The sequence below is a fragment of the Stenotrophomonas sp. B1-1 genome, from assembly GCF_010894375.1.
Classification (GTDB): Bacteria; Pseudomonadota; Gammaproteobacteria; order Xanthomonadales; family Xanthomonadaceae; genus Stenotrophomonas.
This window is the reverse complement of the sequence record NZ_JAAIUZ010000005.1, coordinates 105,194-125,518: the sequence shown is the minus strand read 5'-3', so window position 1 is coordinate 125,518 and position 20,325 is coordinate 105,194. Positions and strand designations below refer to the sequence as shown.

The 20,325-nt window shown below is 66.0% G+C and carries 15 protein-coding genes; 12 read left to right on the top strand and 3 right to left on the bottom strand.

Annotated features, from left to right (window positions below):
* Positions 1-200: 200 nt before the first annotated feature.
* From G4G00_RS03790 to G4G00_RS03780, 3 genes are all read right to left on the bottom strand, one after another.
* On the bottom strand, positions 201-1,409 hold the full coding sequence (locus tag G4G00_RS03790; RefSeq protein WP_108752874.1) for an acetyl-CoA C-acyltransferase: 1,209 nt from the start codon (positions 1,407-1,409) through the stop codon (positions 201-203).
* Between the two features lie 135 nt (positions 1,410-1,544).
* Complete coding sequence (locus G4G00_RS03785; RefSeq protein WP_108752875.1) at positions 1,545-3,917, bottom strand: 3-hydroxyacyl-CoA dehydrogenase/enoyl-CoA hydratase family protein; 2,373 nt, start codon at positions 3,915-3,917, stop codon at positions 1,545-1,547.
* A gap of 26 nt (positions 3,918-3,943) precedes the next feature.
* Positions 3,944-4,609: a TetR family transcriptional regulator gene (locus G4G00_RS03780; RefSeq protein ID WP_108752876.1), complete on the bottom strand. Its 666-nt coding sequence runs from the start codon at positions 4,607-4,609 to the stop codon at positions 3,944-3,946.
* A gap of 423 nt (positions 4,610-5,032) precedes the next feature.
* Here G4G00_RS03780 and ndk point away from each other — a divergent pair, with 423 nt between their 5' ends.
* The 12 genes from ndk (at position 5,033) to guaA (ending at position 20,041) form a co-directional block, all read left to right on the top strand.
* Positions 5,033-5,458 (top strand): nucleoside-diphosphate kinase, encoded by a 426-nt coding sequence (gene ndk / locus G4G00_RS03775; protein WP_108749396.1) that lies wholly within the window; start codon positions 5,033-5,035, stop codon positions 5,456-5,458.
* Between the two features lie 10 nt (positions 5,459-5,468).
* Positions 5,469-6,674 carry a 23S rRNA (adenine(2503)-C(2))-methyltransferase RlmN gene (gene rlmN / locus G4G00_RS03770; protein ID WP_164271345.1) on the top strand — a complete coding sequence of 402 codons (1,206 nt, stop codon included), beginning with the start codon at positions 5,469-5,471 and terminating at the stop codon, positions 6,672-6,674.
* Positions 6,661-7,449: a type IV pilus biogenesis/stability protein PilW gene (gene pilW / locus G4G00_RS03765; protein ID WP_108752877.1), complete on the top strand. Its 789-nt coding sequence runs from the start codon at positions 6,661-6,663 to the stop codon at positions 7,447-7,449. The genes rlmN and pilW overlap by 14 nt, the downstream gene beginning before the upstream one ends.
* A gap of 19 nt (positions 7,450-7,468) precedes the next feature.
* A complete protein-coding gene (locus tag G4G00_RS03760; protein WP_164271342.1) occupies positions 7,469-8,335 on the top strand; it encodes a RodZ domain-containing protein in 867 nt (288 codons plus the stop codon).
* 64 nt (positions 8,336-8,399) lie between these two features.
* On the top strand, positions 8,400-9,038 hold the full coding sequence (locus G4G00_RS03755) for a tetratricopeptide repeat protein (protein ID WP_164271339.1): 639 nt from the start codon (positions 8,400-8,402) through the stop codon (positions 9,036-9,038).
* Complete coding sequence (gene bamB / locus G4G00_RS03750) at positions 9,038-10,246, top strand: outer membrane protein assembly factor BamB (protein WP_108752880.1); 1,209 nt, start codon at positions 9,038-9,040, stop codon at positions 10,244-10,246. The genes G4G00_RS03755 and bamB overlap by 1 nt, the downstream gene beginning before the upstream one ends.
* Positions 10,247-10,261: 15 nt before the next feature.
* Positions 10,262-11,659, top strand: a complete 1,398-nt coding sequence (der, locus tag G4G00_RS03745) for a ribosome biogenesis GTPase Der (RefSeq protein WP_164271336.1) — start codon at positions 10,262-10,264, stop codon at positions 11,657-11,659.
* A 207-nt stretch (positions 11,660-11,866) separates the two neighbouring features.
* Positions 11,867-13,003, top strand: coding sequence for a molybdopterin-synthase adenylyltransferase MoeB (gene moeB / locus G4G00_RS03740; protein ID WP_164271332.1), 1,137 nt, complete (start codon positions 11,867-11,869; stop codon positions 13,001-13,003).
* A 203-nt stretch (positions 13,004-13,206) separates the two neighbouring features.
* Positions 13,207-15,042 (top strand): monovalent cation:proton antiporter-2 (CPA2) family protein, encoded by a 1,836-nt coding sequence (locus G4G00_RS03735; RefSeq protein WP_164271329.1) that lies wholly within the window; start codon positions 13,207-13,209, stop codon positions 15,040-15,042.
* Between the two features lie 244 nt (positions 15,043-15,286).
* Positions 15,287-16,165 (top strand): bifunctional methylenetetrahydrofolate dehydrogenase/methenyltetrahydrofolate cyclohydrolase FolD, encoded by an 879-nt coding sequence (folD, locus tag G4G00_RS03730; protein WP_108752884.1) that lies wholly within the window; start codon positions 15,287-15,289, stop codon positions 16,163-16,165.
* A gap of 743 nt (positions 16,166-16,908) precedes the next feature.
* Entirely contained in the window at positions 16,909-18,366 is a 1,458-nt protein-coding gene (gene guaB / locus G4G00_RS03725; protein ID WP_164271326.1) for an IMP dehydrogenase, read from the top strand.
* A gap of 109 nt (positions 18,367-18,475) precedes the next feature.
* A complete protein-coding gene (guaA, locus tag G4G00_RS03720) occupies positions 18,476-20,041 on the top strand; it encodes a glutamine-hydrolyzing GMP synthase (RefSeq protein ID WP_005413109.1) in 1,566 nt (521 codons plus the stop codon).
* Positions 20,042-20,325: the final 284 nt, after the last annotated feature.

Sequence of the window (20,325 nt, the reverse complement as noted above, 5' to 3'; positions counted from 1 at the left end):
ACAGTTGGCTGGTGGCGCGGACGGGAAGGGCGGAATCAAAGGCAAGTGCAGAAACGAAAAAGGCAGCCATTGGCTGCCTTTTTTGCTTGTTGGGGTCAGATCCCTTTGCGCCGCAAAGGGCTCTGACCCCGGTAGAGTCGAGCCATGCTCGACTGCTTTTCATACATCAGTCGAGCGTGGCTCGACTCTACAAAGCGGGGTTACAGCGCTTCGAAAATACCCGCGGCGCCCATGCCGGTGCCGATGCACATGGTCACCATGCCGTACTTCTGCTGGCGACGGCGCAGGCCGTGCAGCAGGGTGGCGGTTCGGATCGCGCCGGTCGCACCCAGCGGGTGGCCCAGGGCGATCGCGCCGCCCAGCGGGTTCACCTTGCTCGGGTCCAGGCCGCAATCGCGGATCACCGCCAGCGACTGCGCGGCGAAGGCTTCGTTCAGTTCGATCCAGTCCAGCTGGTCCTGGGTCAGGCCAGCCTGCTTCAGTGCCTTCGGAATCGCGGCGATCGGGCCGATGCCCATCACTTCCGGACGCACGCCGGCCACCGAGAAGCTGACGAAGCGGGCCAGCGGGGTCAGGCCGTAATCCTTGATCGCCTGTTCCGAAGCCAGCAGCACCGCACCGGCGCCATCGCTCATCTGCGACGAGTTGCCGGCGGTGACGGTGCCGCCGAACTGGCCGTTGCGGAACACCGGGCGCAGCTTGGCCAGGCCTTCAGCCGAAGAATCCGGGCGCGGGCCTTCGTCGGTGTCGGCAATCTTGTTGCGGGTGATGATGCGCTGGCCATCGGCCAGGTCCGGCAGGTGCGAGACGATCTCGTACGGGCTGATCTCATCCTTGAACTCGCCGTTCTGGATGGCGGCCATGGCCTTCTGGTGCGAGGCCAGGGCGAAGGCGTCCTGCTCTTCGCGCGAGACCTTCCACTCTTCGGCCACCTTTTCGGCGGTGATGCCCATGCCGTAGGCAATGGCCACGTGGTCGTTGTCGAACACGCTCGGTGCCATCGCGATCTTGTTGCCCATCATCGGCACCATCGACATCGATTCGGTGCCGCCGGCCAGCATCAGGTCGGCGTTGCCCAGGCGGATCGCATCGGCAGCCTGCGCCACGGCCTGCAGGCCGGACGAGCAGAAGCGGTTCACGGTCTGTGCGGCGATGGTATTGGGCAGGCCGGCCAGCAGCACGCCGATGCGCGCCACGTTCATGCCTTGCTCGGCTTCGGGCATGGCGCAGCCGATGATGGCGTCATCGATGCGGTTGACGTCCACGCCCGGGGCCTGGGCGACGACGCTGCGCAGCACGTGCGCAAGCATGTCGTCGGGGCGGGTGTTGCGGAACATGCCCTTGGGCGCCTTGCCTACCGGGGTACGGGTGGCGGCGACGATGTAGGCGTCCTGGATTTGCTTGGTCATTGCAGTGATCTCTTGAATAGGATTTGTAGAGTCGAGCCATGCTCGACTGCCACATCAGGGTGTGCCCACCAAGGTGGGCACCTACCAGAGGCGGAGGTGTGCCCACCAAGGTGGGCACCTACCAGAAGCAGGTAATCAGTTGCGCAGCGGCTTGCCGGTCTTCAGCATGTGCGCGATGCGGGCCTGGGTCTTTTCCTGCTGGGCCAGTTCAACGAAATGCTTGCGCTCCAGGGTCAGCAGCCACTCTTCGTCCACCAGGGTGCCGCGGTCGACCTTGCCGCCGCACAGCACGGTGGCGATGCGCTCGGCAATCTCGTAGTCGTAGGGGCTGATGAAGCGGCCTTCCAGCATGTTGACCAGCATCATCTTGAAGGTGGCGATGCCCACGTCACCGGCCACCTGGATGCGGCGTGCCGGCAGCGGCGGGCGGTAACCGGCTTCGGCCAGCGCACGCGCTTCGGCCTTGGCGATGTACAGCGCCTCGTAGCTGTTGAACACCACCTTGTCGGTGCTGCGCAGCAGGCCCAGTTCCTGGGCGTTGACCGCCGAGTTGGACACCTTGGCCATGGCCACGGTCTCGAAGGTCTTCTTCAGTTCGGCGAACACATCACCGCCCGGACCGGCCGCCTGCGAGGCGCGCACGGCCAGTTCCTTCAGGCCGCCACCGGCCGGCAGCAGGCCCACGCCGGCTTCGACCAGGCCGATGTAGCTTTCCAGGAAGGCCACGGTCTTGGCGCTGTGCATCTGGAATTCGCAGCCACCGCCCAGGGCCAGGCCACGCACCGCGGCCACCACCGGCACCAGCGAGTACTTGATGCGCTGGCTGGTGCGCTGGAAGTTGGCCACCATTTCTTCGAACTGGTCGACCTTGCCGGCCTGCAGCAGGCCCAGCGCGCCAGCCAGGTCAGCACCGGCGGAGAAGGGTTCCTTCTGCTGCCAGATCACCAGGCCCTGGAAATCCTTCTCGGCGCGGCTGACGCATTCCTGCAGGCCATCGAGCACCTGGTCGGAGACGGTGTTCATCTTGGTCTTGAAGCTGACCACGGCAATGCCATCGCCGTCGTGCCACATGCGCAGGCCGTCGTTCTCGAACACGGTCTCGCCCGGCGCAAACTGCTCGCCCAGCAGCGGATCTGGGAAGCGCTGGCGCTGGTACACCGGCAGCGACGAGCGCGGCAGCTTGGCGTTGCGCGAAGGGCTGTAGCTGCCCTCGGCGGCGTGCACGCCGTCGCGGCCATCGAACACCCAATCCGGCAGCGGGGCGCTGCTCATGCTCTTGCCGGCCACGATGTCATCGGCAATCCACTGCGCCACCTGCTTCCAGCCAGCGGCCTGCCAGGTTTCGAACGGGCCCAGCGACCAGCCGTAGCCCCAGCGGATGGCCAGGTCGACGTCGCGCGCGGTTTCGGCGATATCGGCCAGGTGGTAGGCGCTGTAGTGGAACAGGTCGCGGAAGGTCGCCCACAGGAACTGCGCCTGCGGGTGCTGGCTTTCGCGCAGCTTGGCGAACTTTTCGGCCGGGTTTTTGATCTTCAGGATCTCGACCACTTCCGGGGCAGCAGTGCGATCGGCGGCGCGGTAGTCCTGCTTTTCCAGGTCCAGCACCACGATGTCCTTGCCGACCTTGCGGAAGATGCCGGCGCCGGTCTTCTGGCCCAGCGCGCCCTTGGCAATCAGCGCGTCCAGCCACTTCGGCGACTTGAAGAATTCATGCCATGGGTCATTCGGCAGGGTGTCGCCCATGGTCTTGATGACGTGGGCCATGGTGTCCAGGCCGACCACGTCGGAGGTGCGGTAGGTGGCCGACTTCGGGCGGCCCACCAGCGGGCCGGTCAGGCCGTCCACTTCATCGAAGCCCAGGCCGAACTGCTGGGTGTGGTGGATGGTGGACAGGATCGAGAACACGCCGATGCGGTTGCCGATGAAGTTCGGGGTGTCCTTGGCGTACACCACGCCCTTGCCCAGGGTGGTGACCAGGAAGGCTTCCAGGCCTTCCAGCACCGCCTTGTCGGTGGTGGTGGCCGGAATCAGTTCGGCCAGGTGCATGTAGCGCGGCGGGTTGAAGAAGTGCACGCCGCAGAAACGGTGGCGCAGCTGCTCGGGCAGCACGTCGGCCAGCTTGTTGATGCCCAGGCCGGAGGTATTGGAGGCCAGCACCGCGTGGTCGGCCACGAACGGGGCGATCTTCTTGTACAGGTCCTGCTTCCAGTCCATGCGCTCGGCAATGGCCTCGATGATCAGGTCGCAGTCCTTCAGCTGTTCCAGGCTGGTTTCGTAGTTGCCCGGGGTGATGGCTTCAGCCAGCGACTTGCTGGCCAGCGGCGCCGGGCTCAGCTTGCCCAGGTTGGCGATTGCCTTCAGCACGATGCCATCGGCCGGACCTTCCTTGGCAGGCAGGTCGAACAGCACGGTATCGACGCCGGCGTTGGTCAGGTGGGCGGCGATCTGGGCACCCATGACGCCGGCACCCAGCACGGCGGCGCGGCGGACTAGCAGGGAATTGGACATGGTGTAGGGCCTTTGTTGGTCAGCAGTTACTGGGTGGAATCAATGGAAGCGGGCAGGGCGCTGTCGCGTGCGGCGGCGCGGAACCCGGCTTCGGCGAAATGGATCAGTTCGTGGGCGGCATGGGCACGATGCGCCGCTTCGGTGACACCGGCGGGTCGCTTGATCAGCCCGAAGTCGGCCATGGCGTAGGTGAGCGAGCCGGCCAGGAAATCCAGCCGCCAGTACAGCTCTTCCTTGCTCAGGCCGGGCACGCATTCGGCAATGGCCTTGCCGAACGCGCGCAGCACGTGGCCGTAGTGGTCGGACAGGAACTTGCGCAGGTTGTCGTTCTTTTCGGCGTAGGCGCGGGCGATCACGCGCACGAAGGCGCCGCCGCTCTGGCGGTCCTGGGCCATGGCCAGCGCCGGTTCCACGAAGGCGGCCAGCACCGGGCGCAGCTGGCCGGGGTGTTCGCTGCGGGCGCGTTCGAGCTGGGCCAGGCGCGCGGCGGTCATTTCGTCCATGCGGCGGCGGAACACCTCGTTGACCAGGTTTTCCTTGGAGCCGAAGTGGTAATTCACCGCCGCGATGTTCACATCGGCCTGGCTGGTGACCTGGCGCAGGGACGTGCCGGCGAACCCGTGCTGGGCGAACAGCTCCTCGGCGGCACCGAGGATTCGGTCCTTGGTCGAGAAGTGGGCGGGTTTGGCCATGGGGCGGCGGACCTTAATCAAACGATTGTTTGATACTAGGACCAGACGGGGGCGTATGGCATTTTGCAGTGCAGCAAATCTGCCGGGCGAGTTACAGGGCGTTCACCCGCGGGGAGGCGGGGAATGGGGTCGGATCCCCGTAGGGGCTCCGACCCCATGGCCGGGCGGGTCGTGGTGGGGTCAGAGCCCCTGCGGGGATCTGACCCCTGGGGTGTGACCCCTGGCCGGGCTGGGGAAGGGGGTCAGAGCCCCTGCGGGTGTCTGACCCGGGCGGCCGCGCGGCTGCCAGCCATGGGCTGGCACTACTACGCGGGATCTTTTACAATCCGCGCACGTTTATCAGGCTAAGCCCGCGTCCCGACGCGGGTTTTTTTCATGTTACCCTTCGGGCCATCAGCGGCCCGATTCCATTGGAGACATCCCATGGCGCTGGAGCGCACCCTTTCGATCATCAAGCCGGACGCCGTTGCCAAGAACGTCATCGGCGAAATCTACGCCCGCTTCGAGAAGGCCGGCCTGAAGGTCGTGGCCGCCAAGTACAAGCAGCTGTCGCGCCGTGAAGCCGAAGGCTTCTACGCCGTGCACCGCGAGCGTCCGTTCTTCAACGCGCTGGTCGAGTTCATGATCTCCGGCCCGGTGATGATCCAGGCCCTGGAAGGCGAGAACGCCGTCCTGGCCCACCGCGACCTGCTGGGCGCCACCAACCCGAAGGACGCTGCGCCGGGCACCATCCGCGCCGACTTCGCCGATTCCATCGATGCCAACGCCGCCCACGGCTCGGACTCGGTCGAGAACGCCGCCATTGAAGTGGCCTACTTCTTCGCCGCCACCGAAGTCGTTTCGCGCTGAGAGTGATGCCGTGAACGAGGTCGTACAGTCCCCCGCCATCCAGCCGCTGCCGAAGTCGGCACCCACGGCTGGCAAGCAGAACCTGCTCGACCTCGATCGCGCGGGCCTGGAACAGTTTTTCGTCGAAAAACTCGGCGAAAAGAAATTCCGTGCCCATCAGGTGATGAAGTGGATCCACCATCGCTACGTCACCGATTTCGATGAAATGACCGATCTCGGCAAGGTCTTGCGCGCCAAGCTGCAGGCCCATGCCGAGGTCGTTGTTCCCAACATCGTGTTCGACAAGCCCTCCGCCGACGGCACCCACAAGTGGCTGCTGGCGATGGGCGTGGATGGCAAGAACGCCATCGAGACCGTGTACATCCCCGACAAGACCCGCGGCACGCTGTGCGTGTCCTCGCAGGTCGGTTGCGGCCTGAACTGCACGTTCTGCTCCACCGCGACCCAGGGCTTCAACCGCAACCTGACCACCGCCGAGATCATCGGCCAGGTGTGGGTGGCGGCGCGCCACCTGGGCAACGTGCCGCACCAGATGCGCCGCCTCACCAACGTGGTGATGATGGGCATGGGCGAGCCGTTGATGAATTTCGACAACGTCGTGCGCGCCATGAGCGTGATGCGCGACGACCTGGGCTACGGCCTGGCCAACAAGCGCGTGACGCTTTCGACCTCCGGGCTGGTCCCGCAGATCGATCGCCTGTCCGCCGAAAGCGACGTGTCGCTGGCCGTTTCCCTGCATGCGCCGAATGACGCGCTGCGCGAAACGCTGGTGCCGCTGAACAAGAAGTACCCGATCGCCGATCTGATGGCCTCGTGCGCCCGCTACCTGCGCGCCAACAAGCGCCGCGAGTCGGTCACCTTCGAGTACACCCTGATGAAGGGCATCAACGACAAGCCCGAGCATGCGCGCGAGCTGGCCCGCCTGATGCACCAGTTCGACAACGCGGTGCAGGCCAGGGACTCGGGCAAGGTCAACCTGATTCCGTTCAACCCGTTCCCGGGCACCCGCTACGAGCGTTCCGAAGAAGCGCATATCCGCGCCTTCCAGAAGATCCTGCTGGACAGCAACGTGCTGACCATGGTCCGCCGCACCCGTGGCGACGACATCGACGCGGCCTGTGGCCAGTTGAAGGGCCAGGTGATGGACCGCACGCGCCGCCAGGCAGAGTTCAACAAGACGCTGCAGGCAGGGAAGGGGAGTGATGCAGCGGCCTGACCGCCGGTTGCCGGCCCTGTTCGCAGGCATGCTGGCAGTGGCTGCCAGCGGCTGTACCACCACTTCTGAAATTCCCATCGGCCCCGGCGGCGTGGCCCCGGTGCACACCGTGCGCGACGACCCCAACGTGCGCCAGCAGTTCAAGTACGACGACATGCTGGCGCTGGCCGCCCGTGACCTGCAGGTCGGCAACCTTGATGAGGCCGAGCGCAAGACCCGGCAGGCGCTGAAGATCCAGCCCAACGGCGTGGATGCGCTGATGCTGCAGGCCGGGGTGGACGACCGCCGTGGCCGTCAGCAGCAGGCCGGTGAGGGCTTCCGCCGCGCCGCCGAACTGGCCCCGCAGCGCGGCGATGTGCTGAACAACTACGCCGCCTGGCTGTGCCAGCACGGCCAGGCCGCCGAATCGCTGGTCTGGTTCGACCGCGCCCTGCAGGCGCCGGGCTATGCCACCCCCGCCGCGGCACTGGCCAACGCCGGGGGCTGTGCGCTCGATGCCGGCCAGGTCGAGCGTGCCGAACGCGACCTGCGGACCTCGCTGCAGCATGCACCGCAGAACCCGGTGGCGCTGGAAGCGATGGCCCAGCTCAGCTTCCGCCAGGGCCAGTACATGGCCGCGCGGGCCTTCGCCGAACGTAGGATTGCGGCTGCACCGGCCACGCGTTCCGTGTTACAACTTGCGTCTGACATCGAAGCGCGACTGGGCGATCAGGCGGCATCTGATCGTTATCTGCAGCGCATTCGACAGGAATTTCCGCAGGATGCGGGCTCCTAAACTCCAGGGTTGATGCATTGTGATTGATGACCAGACTGTGAGCGCTCTCGATACTGCGGCCGGCTGCGGCACCCGCCTGCGCCAGGCCCGCGAGGCGGCCGGGCTGACCCTTGAAGACGTTGGCACGCGCCTGCGCATGCCCGTCCAGGTGGTGAAGTCCCTGGAAGAAGAGCAGTGGCAGAAGCTGGGTGCGCCGGTGTTCGTGCGCGGCCAGCTGCGCAGCTATGCGCGCCTGCTGAACGTGGATATCAGCCAGCTGCTGGAACAGGCCCAGGTGGGGCCGGTGGTACCGCCCACCCTGGTCAGCCATACCCATACCCCGCGTGCGCGCCGCATTGCCGAAAACCTCGGCCGCCGTGCGCTGTACGTCGGCATTACCGCCGTGCTGGCGGTGCCGGTGTGGTTCGCCACCCGCGGCCACTTCGATGGCACCCCGTCGGCGCCCAGCACCGCCTCGCTGGATGCCATCCCGGCCGCCGTGCCGGTCACCCCGCCGGTGGCAGGCAGCGATGCCGCCGTGGCCAGCGCGCCGGTGGCCGCCCCGGCTGCCAAGCCGGCCGCGCCGTACGTGGCCTCGCTCACCCCGGTGCCGCGCCCGGCCCCGGCCGCTGCGCCGGCCGCCGCAAACCTGGACATGCAGTTCAGTGGCGACAGCTGGGTGGATATTGCCGGCCCCGATGGCGGCACGGTCGAGAAGGCCCTGATCAAGGCCGGCGAGCGCCGCAGCTTCACCCCCGGCCAGGTAACCCGCGTCACCCTGGGCAATGCCTCGGCGGTGCAGGTTCAGCAGAACGGCGCTATCGTCGATCTGAGCCCCTACCAGCGAGCCAACGTGGCCCGCTTTCAGGTATCCTCTGAAGGCTCCGTTGTCCCGGTTTCACACTGAGACGCGGTTTCACCACCTTCGATAATCCCAATGGTCCCTCCCGATGGGCGGGGCGAGAGTACGCATGGCGATCGACGATCTGCTCGACGAGCACGAACAAAGTGAACGCGTCCGCAGCTGGCTGCGGAGCAATGGCGCCAGCATCATCGGTGGCGTAGTCATCGCCATCGGTGCCATTGCCGGCTGGCAGTGGTGGCAGCAGCAACAGGGCGGCAAGCTGGCCACGGCCAATGTCGAATACCAGAAAGCCCTGGTCGGCCTGGAACAGAACAAGCTGGACGACGCCGCCAAGGCGGTGAAGGCGCTGGAGGCTGGCCCGTCCAGCATCTACGGCGATCTGGCCGCCCTGCAGCTGGCCAAGGCCCAGGTAGACGCGGGCAAGAACGAAGAAGCGCTGGCCACCCTGCGCGCGGTCAAGGTTGAAGGCGACCTGCAGCGCGTGGTCGACCAGCGCGTGGCGCGCCTGCTGGTGGCTACCGGCAAGAGCGATGAGGCCATCAAGCTGCTGGGCAGTGCCACCGACAGCTGCAGCCTGGAAATCCACGGCGATGCGCTGCTGGCCCAGGGCAAGCGCGATGCCGCGCGCGAACAGTATGAGAAGGCGCTGAAAACGCTGGACGTGGCAGCGCCGCAGCGGCGCCTGCTGGAAACCAAGGTTATGGACGCTGGCGGCACCGTCGCCGCCCCTGCGGAGTCGGTTTGATGAGTCAGAAGGTCATGATCACGCGCGTCGCTTCCGTGCTGCTGCTCGGTATGGCGCTGTCCGGCTGCAGCACCATGAAGGGCTGGTTCGCCGGTAAGGATGCCGCCGCCAAGAAGGCGCAGGAACCGGCCGAGCTGGTGAAGTTCGAGCCGACCGTGAAGGTCAACAAGGCCTGGTCGGTGAACCTGGGCAAGGGCGAGCAGCGCATTGGCGTGCGCCAGGGCCCGGTGGTGGCCAATGGCCACGTGTTCGCCGCGGCCATTACCGGCGGCGTGCATGCCATCGACCTGCAGACCGGCAAGAAGGTCTGGACCTGGGAACCGACCAAGGAAAAGAAGAAGCCGAAGCTGCGCCTGTCCGGCGGCCCCGGCGTGGGTGAGAACCTGGTGGTGATCGGCACGCTGGACGGCCAGGTCATTGCCCTGGACATCAACGATGGCAGCGAAAAGTGGCGCGCCCGCGTGCCCAACGAAGTCATCGCCGCCCCGGCCGTGGCCAACGGCCTGGTGTTCGTGCGCAGCAACGATGGCCGGGTCACCGCCTTCGATGCCGGCAACGGCACCCAGAAGTGGTTCAACCCCAGCGAACTGCCGGCCCTGACCGTGCGCGGCAACGCGCCGGTGGTCACCGGCCCGGGCGTGCTGTTCATCGGCAAGGATGACGGCGCCGTGTCCGCGCTGGCCATGCAGGACGGCCGCACCCTGTGGGACCAGAGCCTGGCCAGCGGCGAAGGCCGTACCGAGCTGGAGCGCATGGCCGACGTCGACGGCGCCCCGGTGCTGGAAGGCAACACGCTGTTCGTCAGCAGCTTCAAGAACCAGACCATGGCCATCGAAGGCCCGACCGGTCGCCCGCTGTGGGCGCGTGACCACGGCGGTGCCGGTGGCGTGGCGGTGTCTTCGGGCAATGTGTTCGTAACCGACAACAAGGGCGGGGTGTTCGGCCTGGACAAGACCAGTGGCGCTGCCATGTGGTCGCAGACCGCACTGGCCCGTCGCTCGCTCACCGGCCCGGCCCTGCAGGGCGATTACGTGGTGGTGGGTGACTACAAGGGATACCTGCACTGGCTGCAGACGTCCGATGGCGCACTGGCGGCGCGGGCCAAGAGCGGCGGTGACGCCCTGCTGGCCCAGCCAATCGTGGCCGACGGATTGCTGCTGGTGCAGAACGTTGATGGCAAGCTGACCGCCTTCCGGTTGGCAAATTAATACGGAGTAATCGCGATGCTGCCTTTGGTCGCCCTGGTTGGACGGCCGAATGTCGGCAAGTCAACCATTTTCAATGCGTTGACCCGCACCCGTGACGCCCTGGTCCATGACCAGCCCGGCGTCACCCGCGATCGCAACTACGGCGTGTGCCGCCTGGATGAAGACAACCACTTCCTGGTGGTCGACACCGGCGGTATTGCCGAAGAAGAAGAAGGCCTGGCTGGCGCGACCACGCGCCAGGCCCGTGCCGCCGCGGCCGAAGCCGATCTGATCCTGTTCGTGGTGGATGCCCGTGAGGGTACCTCGGCCATGGACGATGAGATCCTGGCCTGGCTGCGCAAGCTCTCGCGCCCGACGCTGCTGCTGATCAACAAGATCGACGGCACCGACGAGGACAATGTGCGTTCGGAATTCGCCCGCTATGGCTTCGGCGAAATGCTGACCGTATCGGCCGCCCATCGCCAGGGTCTGGACGACCTGCTGGACGAAGTGATCCAGCGCCTGCCCGAAGAAGGCAGCGGCGAAGAGCTGGACAACGACCCGAACCGCATCCGCATCGCCTTCGTCGGCCGCCCCAACGTGGGCAAGTCGACCCTGGTGAACCGCATCCTGGGCGAAGAGCGCATGATCGCCTCGGACGTGCCGGGCACCACCCGCGATTCGATCGCGGTGGACCTGGAGCGTGACGGCCGCGAGTATCGCCTGATCGATACCGCTGGCCTGCGCCGTCGTTCGCGCGTGGACGAGGTGGTCGAGAAGTTCTCGGTGGTCAAGACCATGCAGTCCATCGAGCAGTGCCAGGTGGCCGTGCTGATGCTGGACGCCACCGAAGGCGTGACCGACCAGGACGCCACCGTGCTGGGCGCTGTGCTTGATGCCGGCCGTGCGCTGGTGATCGCCATCAACAAGTGGGATGGCCTGACCGAGTACCAGCGCGAGCAGGCCGAAACCCTGCTGTCGCTGAAGCTGGGCTTCGTGCCGTGGGCTGAATCGGTGCGCATCTCGGCCAAGCATGGCTCGGGCCTGCGCGAACTGTTCCGCGCCGTGCACCGCGCGCACGAATCGGCGAACAAGACCTTCACCACCAGCGAAGTGAACAAGGCGCTGGAAGTGGCGTACGAGACCAACCCGCCGCCGACCATCCGCGGCCATGTCTCCAAGCTGCGTTACGTGCACCCGGCCGGTTCCAACCCGCCCACCTTCATCGTGCACGGTACGCGCCTGAAGGAGCTGCAGGAATCGTACAAGCGCTATCTGGAAAACTTCTTCCGCAAGCGCTTCAAGCTGATCGGCACCCCGGTGAGCTTCATCTTCCGCGAGGGTACCAACCCGTACGAGGGCAAGAAGAACGTCCTCACCGAGCGGCAGGTCAAGGCCAAGCGGCGCTTGATGAAGCACGTGAAGGGCAAGTAATCCATGAAAAGGCGGCCGCAGGGCCGCCTTTTTGTTTGAACGCCGCGACGGGGTGGAGCCGGGTGCGGAAGCCGACGGGAAAAGCAGACCGGGGTAGAGTCGACTGTCAGTCGACTGCCGCGCGCAGCGCGGGGTTCTGGCATTTGGCGGAAAGCAGTCGACCAACGGTCGACTGTACCGCGCTGGGGTCTGCGCGATAATGCCGCCATGAGCATTCCCGAGCGTTCCCCGCAGCAGGCGCACGCGCGCCTGGCCCATGGCGCGGTGCTGATCGATGTGCGCAACGCGCACGAACGTGCCGGTGGCATGGCCGAGGGCGCGCGTGGCGTGGCCAAGGATGATCTGCTGGCCGAGCCGGCCGCACACCTGCCCGCGCCAAATCAGGAAATCCTGCTGATCTGCCAGACCGGCAAGCGTTCGGCCGATGCGGCCCAGGCGCTGATCGCGGCGGGCTATTCGAACATCGCTTCCGTGACGGGCGGCACCGTGGCCTGGCGCGAACAGGCGTTGCCGCTGGTGCAACCGTTGCTCTCCGCGGCTGATCAAGATTTCTACGACCGCTATTCGCGCCACCTGCTGCTGCCGCAGGTGGGCGACGCCGGCCAGCGTCGCCTGCAGCAGGCGCGCGTGCTGGTGCTCGGCGCCGGCGGTCTGGGCGCACCGGCCAGCTTCTATCTGGCGGCGGCCGGGGTAGGGCATCTGCGCCTGGTCGACCACGATCACGTGGAGCGCAGCAACCTGCAGCGGCAGATCGTGCATACCGAAGCCAGCGTCGGCCAAGCCAAAGTGGAATCGGCGCGCGAGCGTCTGCTGGCGCTGAACCCGAGCATCGACGTGGAGGCCGTGCGCGAGCGGGTCACGTCCGAAAACATCGATCGCCTACTGCAGGGCGTGGACGTGGTGTTGGATGGATCGGACAACTTCCCGCTGCGCTATCTGCTCAACGATGCCTGCATCAAGCACGCGGTGCCGCTGGTGTATGCGGCCATCGAGCGCTTCGACGGCCAGGTAAGCGTGTTTGACGCCGGCCGCCAGCGTGGCGTGGCGCCGTGCTATCGCTGCCTGTTCCCGGAACCGCCACCGCCGGAGTTCGCGCCGAACTGTGCCGAGGCCGGTGTGCTGGGCGTGCTGCCCGGCCTGGCCGGGGTGCTGCAGGCCACCGAGGTGCTGAAGCTGCTGCTGGGCATTGGCGAGCCGCTGGTCGGGCGGTTGCTGCGGTTCGATGCGCTGGGCCTGCGGTTCCGGGAAAGCCGCATTGCGCCGGACCCGACGTGCCCGGTGTGCGCGCCGGGCGCAGTGTTCCCGGGGTATATCGATTACGCCGCGTTCTGCCGGGGCGGGTGACTGTAGAGTCGAGCCATGCTCGACTGCCTTTGGCCCACCGCGCAGAGCAGTCGAGCATGGCTCGACTCGACAATGGAACGATGATGGGTATTGTTTCCGCCATCGTTCCGTTTTCGGCACAATCAAACGCAACGCACATGCTATTGCCGTCCACCAACTTCCCCTATCGTTGACCCCATCAACGCATCTGGGGAACACACCGCATGGCGGTAGAAGCAGCGACCAGCGAACTGGTCAAGGTCGTCGCCCTGTTGGGCGCAGCGGTGGTCATGGTGCCGCTGTTCCGCAGGCTGGGCCTGGGCTCGGTACTGGGCTATTTCACCGCCGGCCTGGCCATCGGCCCGTTCGGGCTCGGGTGGTTCTCCGACCCGCAGGCGATCCTGCACACCGCCGAACTGGGCGTGGTGATGTTCCTGTTCGTCATCGGCCTAGAAATGCGGCCCTCGCACCTGTGGAGCCTGCGCAAGGAAATCTTCGGGCTGGGCACGCTGCAGATCGTCACCTGCGCGCTGGTGCTGACCAGCATCGCCAAGCTGTTCGGGCTGCCCTGGCAGGTCGCTTTCATCGGCGCCACTGGTTTCGTGCTGACCTCCACCGCGGTGGTCATGCAGCTGCTGGCCGAGCGCGGCGACATCGCGCTGCCGTCGGGGCAGAAGATCGTTTCCATCCTGCTGTTCGAAGACCTCTTGATCGTTCCGCTGCTGGCCCTGGTGGCGTGGATGGCGCCCAGCGCCGGCAGTGCCGATGGTGAGGGCTCGCGCTGGTTGTCGGTGGCCATCGGCGCCGGCGCCATCATCGGCCTGGTGCTGGTCGGTCGCTTCCTGCTGAACCCGCTGTTCCGCCTGCTGGCCGAAGCCAAGGCGCGCGAAGTGATGACCGCCGCCGCGCTGCTGGTGGTGCTGGGCGCGGCGCTGCTGATGCAGCTGTCGGGCTTGTCGATGGCGATGGGCGCGTTCCTGGCCGGCGTGCTGCTGAGCGAATCGACCTTCCGCCACCAGATCGAAGCGGACATCGAACCGTTCCGCGGCATCCTGCTGGGCCTGTTCTTCCTGAGCGTGGGCATGGCGCTGGACCTGGGCGTGGTGGCCGGCAACTGGCCGCTGATCGTCGGCCTGGTGCTGGCGCTGATGGCCGCCAAGGCCCTGTGCATCTACGCGGTGGCGCGCCTGATGGGCAGCGACCACGCGCAGGCGCTGGACCGTGGCGTGCTGATGGCGCAGGGCGGCGAGTTCGCCTTCGTGCTGTTCAGTGCCGCCGCCAGCGCCGGCGTCATCAACATGGACATCAATGCCAACTTCACCGCCGTGGTGGTGCTGTCGATGGCACTGACCCCGCTGGTGGTGCTGGTCTACAAGCACGTGGCGCCCAAGCCGGAAGTCAGCCTGGAAGGGGTGGACACCGCCGATGGCCTGTCCGGCAGCGTGCTGCTGATCGGCTTCGGCCGCTTCGGCCAGGTCGCCAGCCAGTCGCTGCTGGCGCGGGACGTGGACGTGACCATCATCGACAACGACGTGGACATGATCCACAACGCCGAGCGCTTCGGTTTCAAGATCTATTACGGCGACGGCACGCGTCTTGACGTGCTGCACGCCTCCGGCGCGGCCACCGCGCGTGCCATTGCGGTATGCGTGAACAATGCCGAAGACGCCGACCGCATCGTGGAATTGGTGGCGCACGAATTCCCGCAGGCCAAGCTGCTGGTGCGCTCGTTCGACCGCGAGCACTCGCTGCGGTTGATCCATGCCGGCGTCGATTTCCAGATTCGCGAGACCTTCGAATCGGCCTTGCTGTTCGGCCAGGCCGCGCTGATGGAACTGGGTGCCGAAGAAGAAGATGCCCAGGAAATCGCCCAGCAGATCCGCGAGCGCGACGCCGAGCGTTTCGAACTGGAAATGGCCGGCGGCAGCCTGCGTGCCGGTGCGCACATGGTGTTCGGCAGCGCACTGCCAGGCGTGCCGACCCCGACGCCGTTCACCGCACCCAAGCGCAAGGCGCGCACGTTGAATGCCGACCAGGTGCCGGAAGAAGAAGAGGAGTGAGGGGGGAGGGGTCAGAGCCCTTTGCCTGCGGCAAAGGGATCCGATCCCATGCGCCCCGGGGGGCAGATCCCTTTCCAGCGGAAAGGGCTCTGACCCCAGGCCTCGTAGGCTCCGCAGCTTGCGGGGTCAGAGCCCTTTGCCTGTGGCAAAGGGATCCGACCCCTTCCTGGCCGCATGCTGCGGTGGGCGAGGGGGCCTGAATCAGGGACAATAGCGTCCCCGCCGCCGCCTGCCCCCGCATTCGATGAACGATTCCGTCGCAACGCCTCCTGCCCGCATCCTCGATGGCCGCCGTATTGCCGAGGATCTGCTCGACAGCCTGAAGGTGCGCGTTGACGCCCGCGTCGCCGCCGGCGGCAGCCGCCCGGGCCTGGCCGTGGTGCTGGTGGGCGGTGACCCGGCCTCGACCGTGTACGTGCGCAACAAGCGCCGTGCGGCGGAGAAGGTCGGCATTGAAGCCTACGACTACGATCTGCCGGCCGGCACCACCGAGGCCGAGCTGCTGGACCTGATTGACCAGCTGAATGCCGACCCGAAGATCAACGGCATCCTGATCCAGCTGCCGCTGCCGGGCATTCCGGATGCCCGCCGGCTGATCCAGCGCATCGACCCGCGCAAGGACGTGGACGGCTTCCACCCGGAAAACGTCGGCCATCTGGCCCTGCGTGAATTCGGCCTGCGCCCCTGCACCCCGCGCGGCATCACCACGCTGCTGGGCCACACCGACCAGCCGGTGCGCGGCCGCAACGCCACCATCGTGGGCGTAAGCAACCACGTGGGCCGGCCGATGGGCCTGGAGCTGCTGATTGCCGGCTGCACCGTCACCAGCTGCCACAAGTTCACCCCCAAGGACGTGCTGGAACAGGCCGTGCGCAACGCCGACATCCTGGTGGTGGCCGTGGGCCGCCCGGGCATCGTGCCGGGCGAATGGGTGAAGCCGGGCGCTGTGGTGATCGACGTGGGCATCAACCGGTTGGATGACGGCCGGTTGGTGGGTGACGTCGGGTTTGAAGCCGCCGCCGAGCGCGCGAGCTGGATCACCCCGGTGCCGGGTGGCGTGGGCCCGATGACCGTGGCCACGTTGATGCAGAACACGTTGGAAGCGGCGGAAGCCTCGAGCTGACCTGCGGTTGGGGATATCCGCCGTTGGTGGGTGCCGACCGTTGGTCGGCACGATGCCAGAGACATGCCGATGTCCCGCTCCTGGTAGGTGCCAACCTTGGTTGCCACGATCTGTCCGGCATTTGGACCCGAGATGGGGTGAGGGCGTCTGCCGGTTTGTGCCAACCAAGGTTGGCACCTACCAAAGGCGGTTTCAGGCCACAGACGGTTTCAGTGCGGACCAACGGTCCGCACCCACCAAAGACATGCGAATGTCCCGCTCTGGGTAGGTGCCAACCTTGGTTGGCACGTTCCGTCCGGCGCCCGGACCCCAGATGGGGTGAGGGCATCTGCCGGTTTGTGCCAACCAAGGTTGGCACCTACCAAAGGCGGTTTCAGGACCCGGGCGGTTTCAGTGCGGACCAACGGTCTGCACCCACCAGAGACATGCGAATGGCCCGCTCTGGGTAGGTGCCAACCTTGGTTGGCACGATTTGTCCGGCGCCCGGACCCCAGATGGGGTAGGGGCCTCTGCCGGTTTGTGCCAACCAAGGTTGGCACCTACCAGAGGCGGTTTCAGGACCCAGGCGGTTTCAGTGCGGACCAACGGTCCGCACCCACCAAGGGCAGGTTCCAGGCCCTGAGAGCCGGTTCCAGCCCCCTGAACCGATCGTCGCCCGCGCGACACTGCGTCGCATCCACCCCCTCCCATCGGGCGTGAAAAAGGGGTAAAATGTCGCGCTTCCCCACATCTCGGGTATGCCGATGCTGCGCATCCAGGCTGAAGCACTCACTTACGACGACGTCTCGCTCGTCCCCGCTCATTCGACCATCCTGCCCAAGGACGTCAACCTCGAAACGCGGTTGACTCGCGACCTGAAGCTGAAGCTTCCGATCCTGTCTGCAGCCATGGATACCGTCACCGAAGCCCGCCTGGCCATCGCCATGGCCCAGCTCGGCGGCATGGGCATCATCCACAAGAATCTCAGCCTGGAACAGCAGGCCGCGGAAGTGGCCAAGGTCAAGAAGTTCGAGGCCGGCGTCATCCGCGACCCGATCACCGTCGGCCCGGAAACCACCATCCGCGACGTGCTGGCCCTGACCCAGGCGCACAACATCTCCGGCGTGCCGGTGGTGGGCAGCGACGGCCTGCTGGCCGGTATCGTGACCCACCGCGATATGCGCTTTGAAACCGAGCTGGACGATCCGGTCCGCCACATCATGACCAAGAAGGATCGCCTGGTTACGGTGAAGGAAGGCGCCGCCAGCGATGAAGTGCTGCAGCTGCTGCACCGCAACCGCATCGAAAAGGTGCTGGTGGTCAACGATGATTTCGCCCTGCGTGGCCTGATCACCGTGAAGGACATCCAGAAGAACACCGACTTCCCCAACGCTGCCAAGGATCTGTCGACCCGCCTGCTGGTCGGCGCTGCCGTCGGCGTGGGTGGCGATACCGATCGCCGCGTGGAAGCGCTGGTCGCCGCCGGCGTGGACGTGATCGTGGTCGATACCGCGCACGGCCACTCGCAGGGCGTGCTGGACCGCGTTGCCTGGGTGAAGAAGAACTTCCCGCACGTGCAGGTCATCGGTGGCAACATCTGCACCGGCGAAGCCGCACTGGCGCTGCTGGACAGCGGCGCGGACGCGGTGAAGGTGGGCATCGGCCCGGGCTCGATCTGCACCACGCGCGTGGTTGCCGGCGTGGGCGTGCCGCAGGTGACCGCCATCGACCTGGTGGCCGAAGCCCTGCAGGACCGCATCCCGCTCATCGCCGACGGTGGCATCCGTTACTCGGGTGACATCGGCAAGGCGCTGGCCGCCGGTGCCTCGACCATCATGGTCGGTGGCCTGCTGGCCGGTACCGAGGAATCGCCGGGCGAGACCGAGCTGTACCAGGGCCGTTCGTACAAGAGCTACCGCGGCATGGGTTCGCTGGCCGCCATGGAAAAGGGGTCGAAGGACCGCTACTTCCAGGACGCTTCCAGTGCCGACAAGCTGGTGCCCGAAGGCATCGAAGGCCGCGTGCCGTACCGCGGCCCGGTGGGGGGCATCATCCACCAGCTGATGGGCGGCCTGCGCGCCACCATGGGCTACGTGGGCTGCGCGACCATCGACGACATGCGCACCAAGCCGAAGTTCGTGAAGATCAGCGGCGCCGGCCAGCGTGAGAGCCACGTCCACGACGTGACGATCACCAAGGAACCGCCGAACTACCGCGCCTGACGCGGGCCGGGCAAAGAGGAACGAGGAAGCTGATTCCCGTTCCTCTTTTTCCATCTGCCGCAGCAAATTATTTGAAGCTTCGTTTTCCCTACTGCATTGCCAGGGCGCCATGACCAACATCCATAACGACAAGATCCTGATCCTCGATTTCGGCGCGCAGTACACGCAGCTGATCGCCCGCCGCATCCGCGAGCTGGGCGTCTACTGCGAAATCTGGGCCTGGGACCACAACCCGGCCGAGATCGCGGCGTTTGGCGCCAAGGGCATCATCCTGTCCGGTGGCCCGGAATCGACCACGCTGCCGGGCGCCCCGGCCGCGCCGCAGGAAGTGTTCGACAGCGGCCTGCCGATCTTCGGCATCTGCTACGGCATGCAGACCCTGGCCGCGCAGCTGGGCGGCGCTACCGAAGCCGCTGACCAGCGCGAATTCGGCCACGCCGAAGTGAACGTGATCAACCCCGATGCGCTGTTCAAGGGCCTGAGCGACCACGGCGGCGAGCCGAAGCTGAATGTCTGGATGAGCCACGGCGACCACGTTTCCGTCGCGCCGCCGGGCTTCACCATCACCGCCACCACCGACCGCATTCCGGTGGCCGCCATGGCAAACGAAGAAAAGCGCTGGTACGGCGTGCAGTTCCACCCGGAAGTGACCCACACCCTGCAGGGCCAGGCGCTGCTGCGCCGCTTCGTGGTGGATGTGTGCGGTTGCCAGACCCTGTGGACCGCGGCCAACATCATCGACGACCAGATCGCCCGCGTGCGCGAACAGGTGGGCGATGACGAAGTGATCCTGGGCCTGTCCGGCGGCGTCGATTCGTCCGTGGTGGCCGCGCTGCTGCACAAGGCCATTGGCGAGAAGCTGACCTGCGTATTCGTGGATACCGGCCTGCTGCGTTGGCAGGAAGGCGACCAGGTGATGGCGATGTTCGCCGAGCACATGGGCGTGAAGGTGGTGCGCGTGAACGCCGCCGACCGTTACTTCGCCGCGCTTGAAGGCGTGAGCGACCCGGAAGCCAAGCGCAAGATCATCGGCAACCTGTTCGTTGAGATCTTCGACGAAGAGTCGAACAAGCTGAAGAACGCCAAGTGGCTGGCGCAGGGCACCATCTACCCGGACGTGATCGAGTCGGCCGGCAGCAAGACCGGCAAGGCGCACGTGATCAAGAGCCACCACAACGTGGGCGGCCTGCCGGAGCACATGAAGCTGGGCCTGGTGGAGCCGCTGCGCGAGCTGTTCAAGGACGAAGTGCGCCGCTTGGGCGTTGAGCTGGGCCTGCCGCGCACCATGGTCTACCGCCACCCGTTCCCGGGCCCGGGCCTGGGCGTGCGTATCCTGGGCGAAGTGAAGCGTGAGTACGCCGAACTGCTGGCCAAGGCCGATGCCATCTTCATTGATGAGCTGCGCAAGGCCGATCTGTACGACAAGACCAGCCAGGCGTTTGCCGTGTTCCTGCCGGTGAAGTCGGTGGGTGTGGTGGGCGATGCGCGGGCTTATGAGTGGGTGATTGCGCTGCGTGCGGTTGAGACGATTGATTTCATGACCGCGCATTGGGCGCATCTGCCGTATGAATTCCTGGGGACGGTGAGCAACCGGATCATCAATGAGTTGCGGGGGGTGTCGCGGGTTGTCTATGACATCTCGGGGAAGCCGCCGGCTACTATTGAGTGGGAGTGAGTTGAGAGAACAAGGGCGCCGAGAGGCGCCCTTGTTGTTTGTTGGCTGACCGAGTTTAACGGTCGGGCCTATTGTCGAAAAAAACAATTATCAGCTAAAGAGAAAGCTCGGAGCGCGGGGGGGGGCATGAGTGAGATGCTAATCTCCCTCCTTACTATGGCGCTCTCCGGAGAAGTAGTCGCGAAGCTCAAAGACTATCCATTTCATTTGATTAAACGCTATTCTGGCAAGAGAAAATCTGCAGCTGAAGCCCCTTCGAGGGGGGGCTTAACTCTTGCATCCGG

Bases quoted from the DNA above. Each gene is read 5' to 3' on its own strand.
- G4G00_RS03780 (WP_108752876.1), bottom strand. From the start codon at position 4,609: ATGGCCAAACCCGCCCACTTCTCGACCAAGGACCGAATCCTCGGTGCC.
- guaA (WP_005413109.1), top strand. From the start codon at position 18,476: ATGACCAACATCCATAACGACAAGATCCTGATCCTCGATTTCGGCGCG.
- G4G00_RS03755 (WP_164271339.1), top strand. From the start codon at position 8,400: ATGGCGATCGACGATCTGCTCGACGAGCACGAACAAAGTGAACGCGTC.
- der (WP_164271336.1), top strand. From the start codon at position 10,262: ATGCTGCCTTTGGTCGCCCTGGTTGGACGGCCGAATGTCGGCAAGTCA.
- G4G00_RS03785 (WP_108752875.1), bottom strand. From the start codon at position 3,917: ATGTCCAATTCCCTGCTAGTCCGCCGCGCCGCCGTGCTGGGTGCCGGC.
- guaB (WP_164271326.1), top strand. From the start codon at position 16,909: ATGCTGCGCATCCAGGCTGAAGCACTCACTTACGACGACGTCTCGCTC.
- G4G00_RS03735 (WP_164271329.1), top strand. From the start codon at position 13,207: ATGGCGGTAGAAGCAGCGACCAGCGAACTGGTCAAGGTCGTCGCCCTG.
- pilW (WP_108752877.1), top strand. From the start codon at position 6,661: ATGCAGCGGCCTGACCGCCGGTTGCCGGCCCTGTTCGCAGGCATGCTG.
- bamB (WP_108752880.1), top strand. From the start codon at position 9,038: ATGAGTCAGAAGGTCATGATCACGCGCGTCGCTTCCGTGCTGCTGCTC.
- ndk (WP_108749396.1), top strand. From the start codon at position 5,033: ATGGCGCTGGAGCGCACCCTTTCGATCATCAAGCCGGACGCCGTTGCC.
- G4G00_RS03790 (WP_108752874.1), bottom strand. From the start codon at position 1,409: ATGACCAAGCAAATCCAGGACGCCTACATCGTCGCCGCCACCCGTACC.
- moeB (WP_164271332.1), top strand. From the start codon at position 11,867: ATGAGCATTCCCGAGCGTTCCCCGCAGCAGGCGCACGCGCGCCTGGCC.
- folD (WP_108752884.1), top strand. From the start codon at position 15,287: ATGAACGATTCCGTCGCAACGCCTCCTGCCCGCATCCTCGATGGCCGC.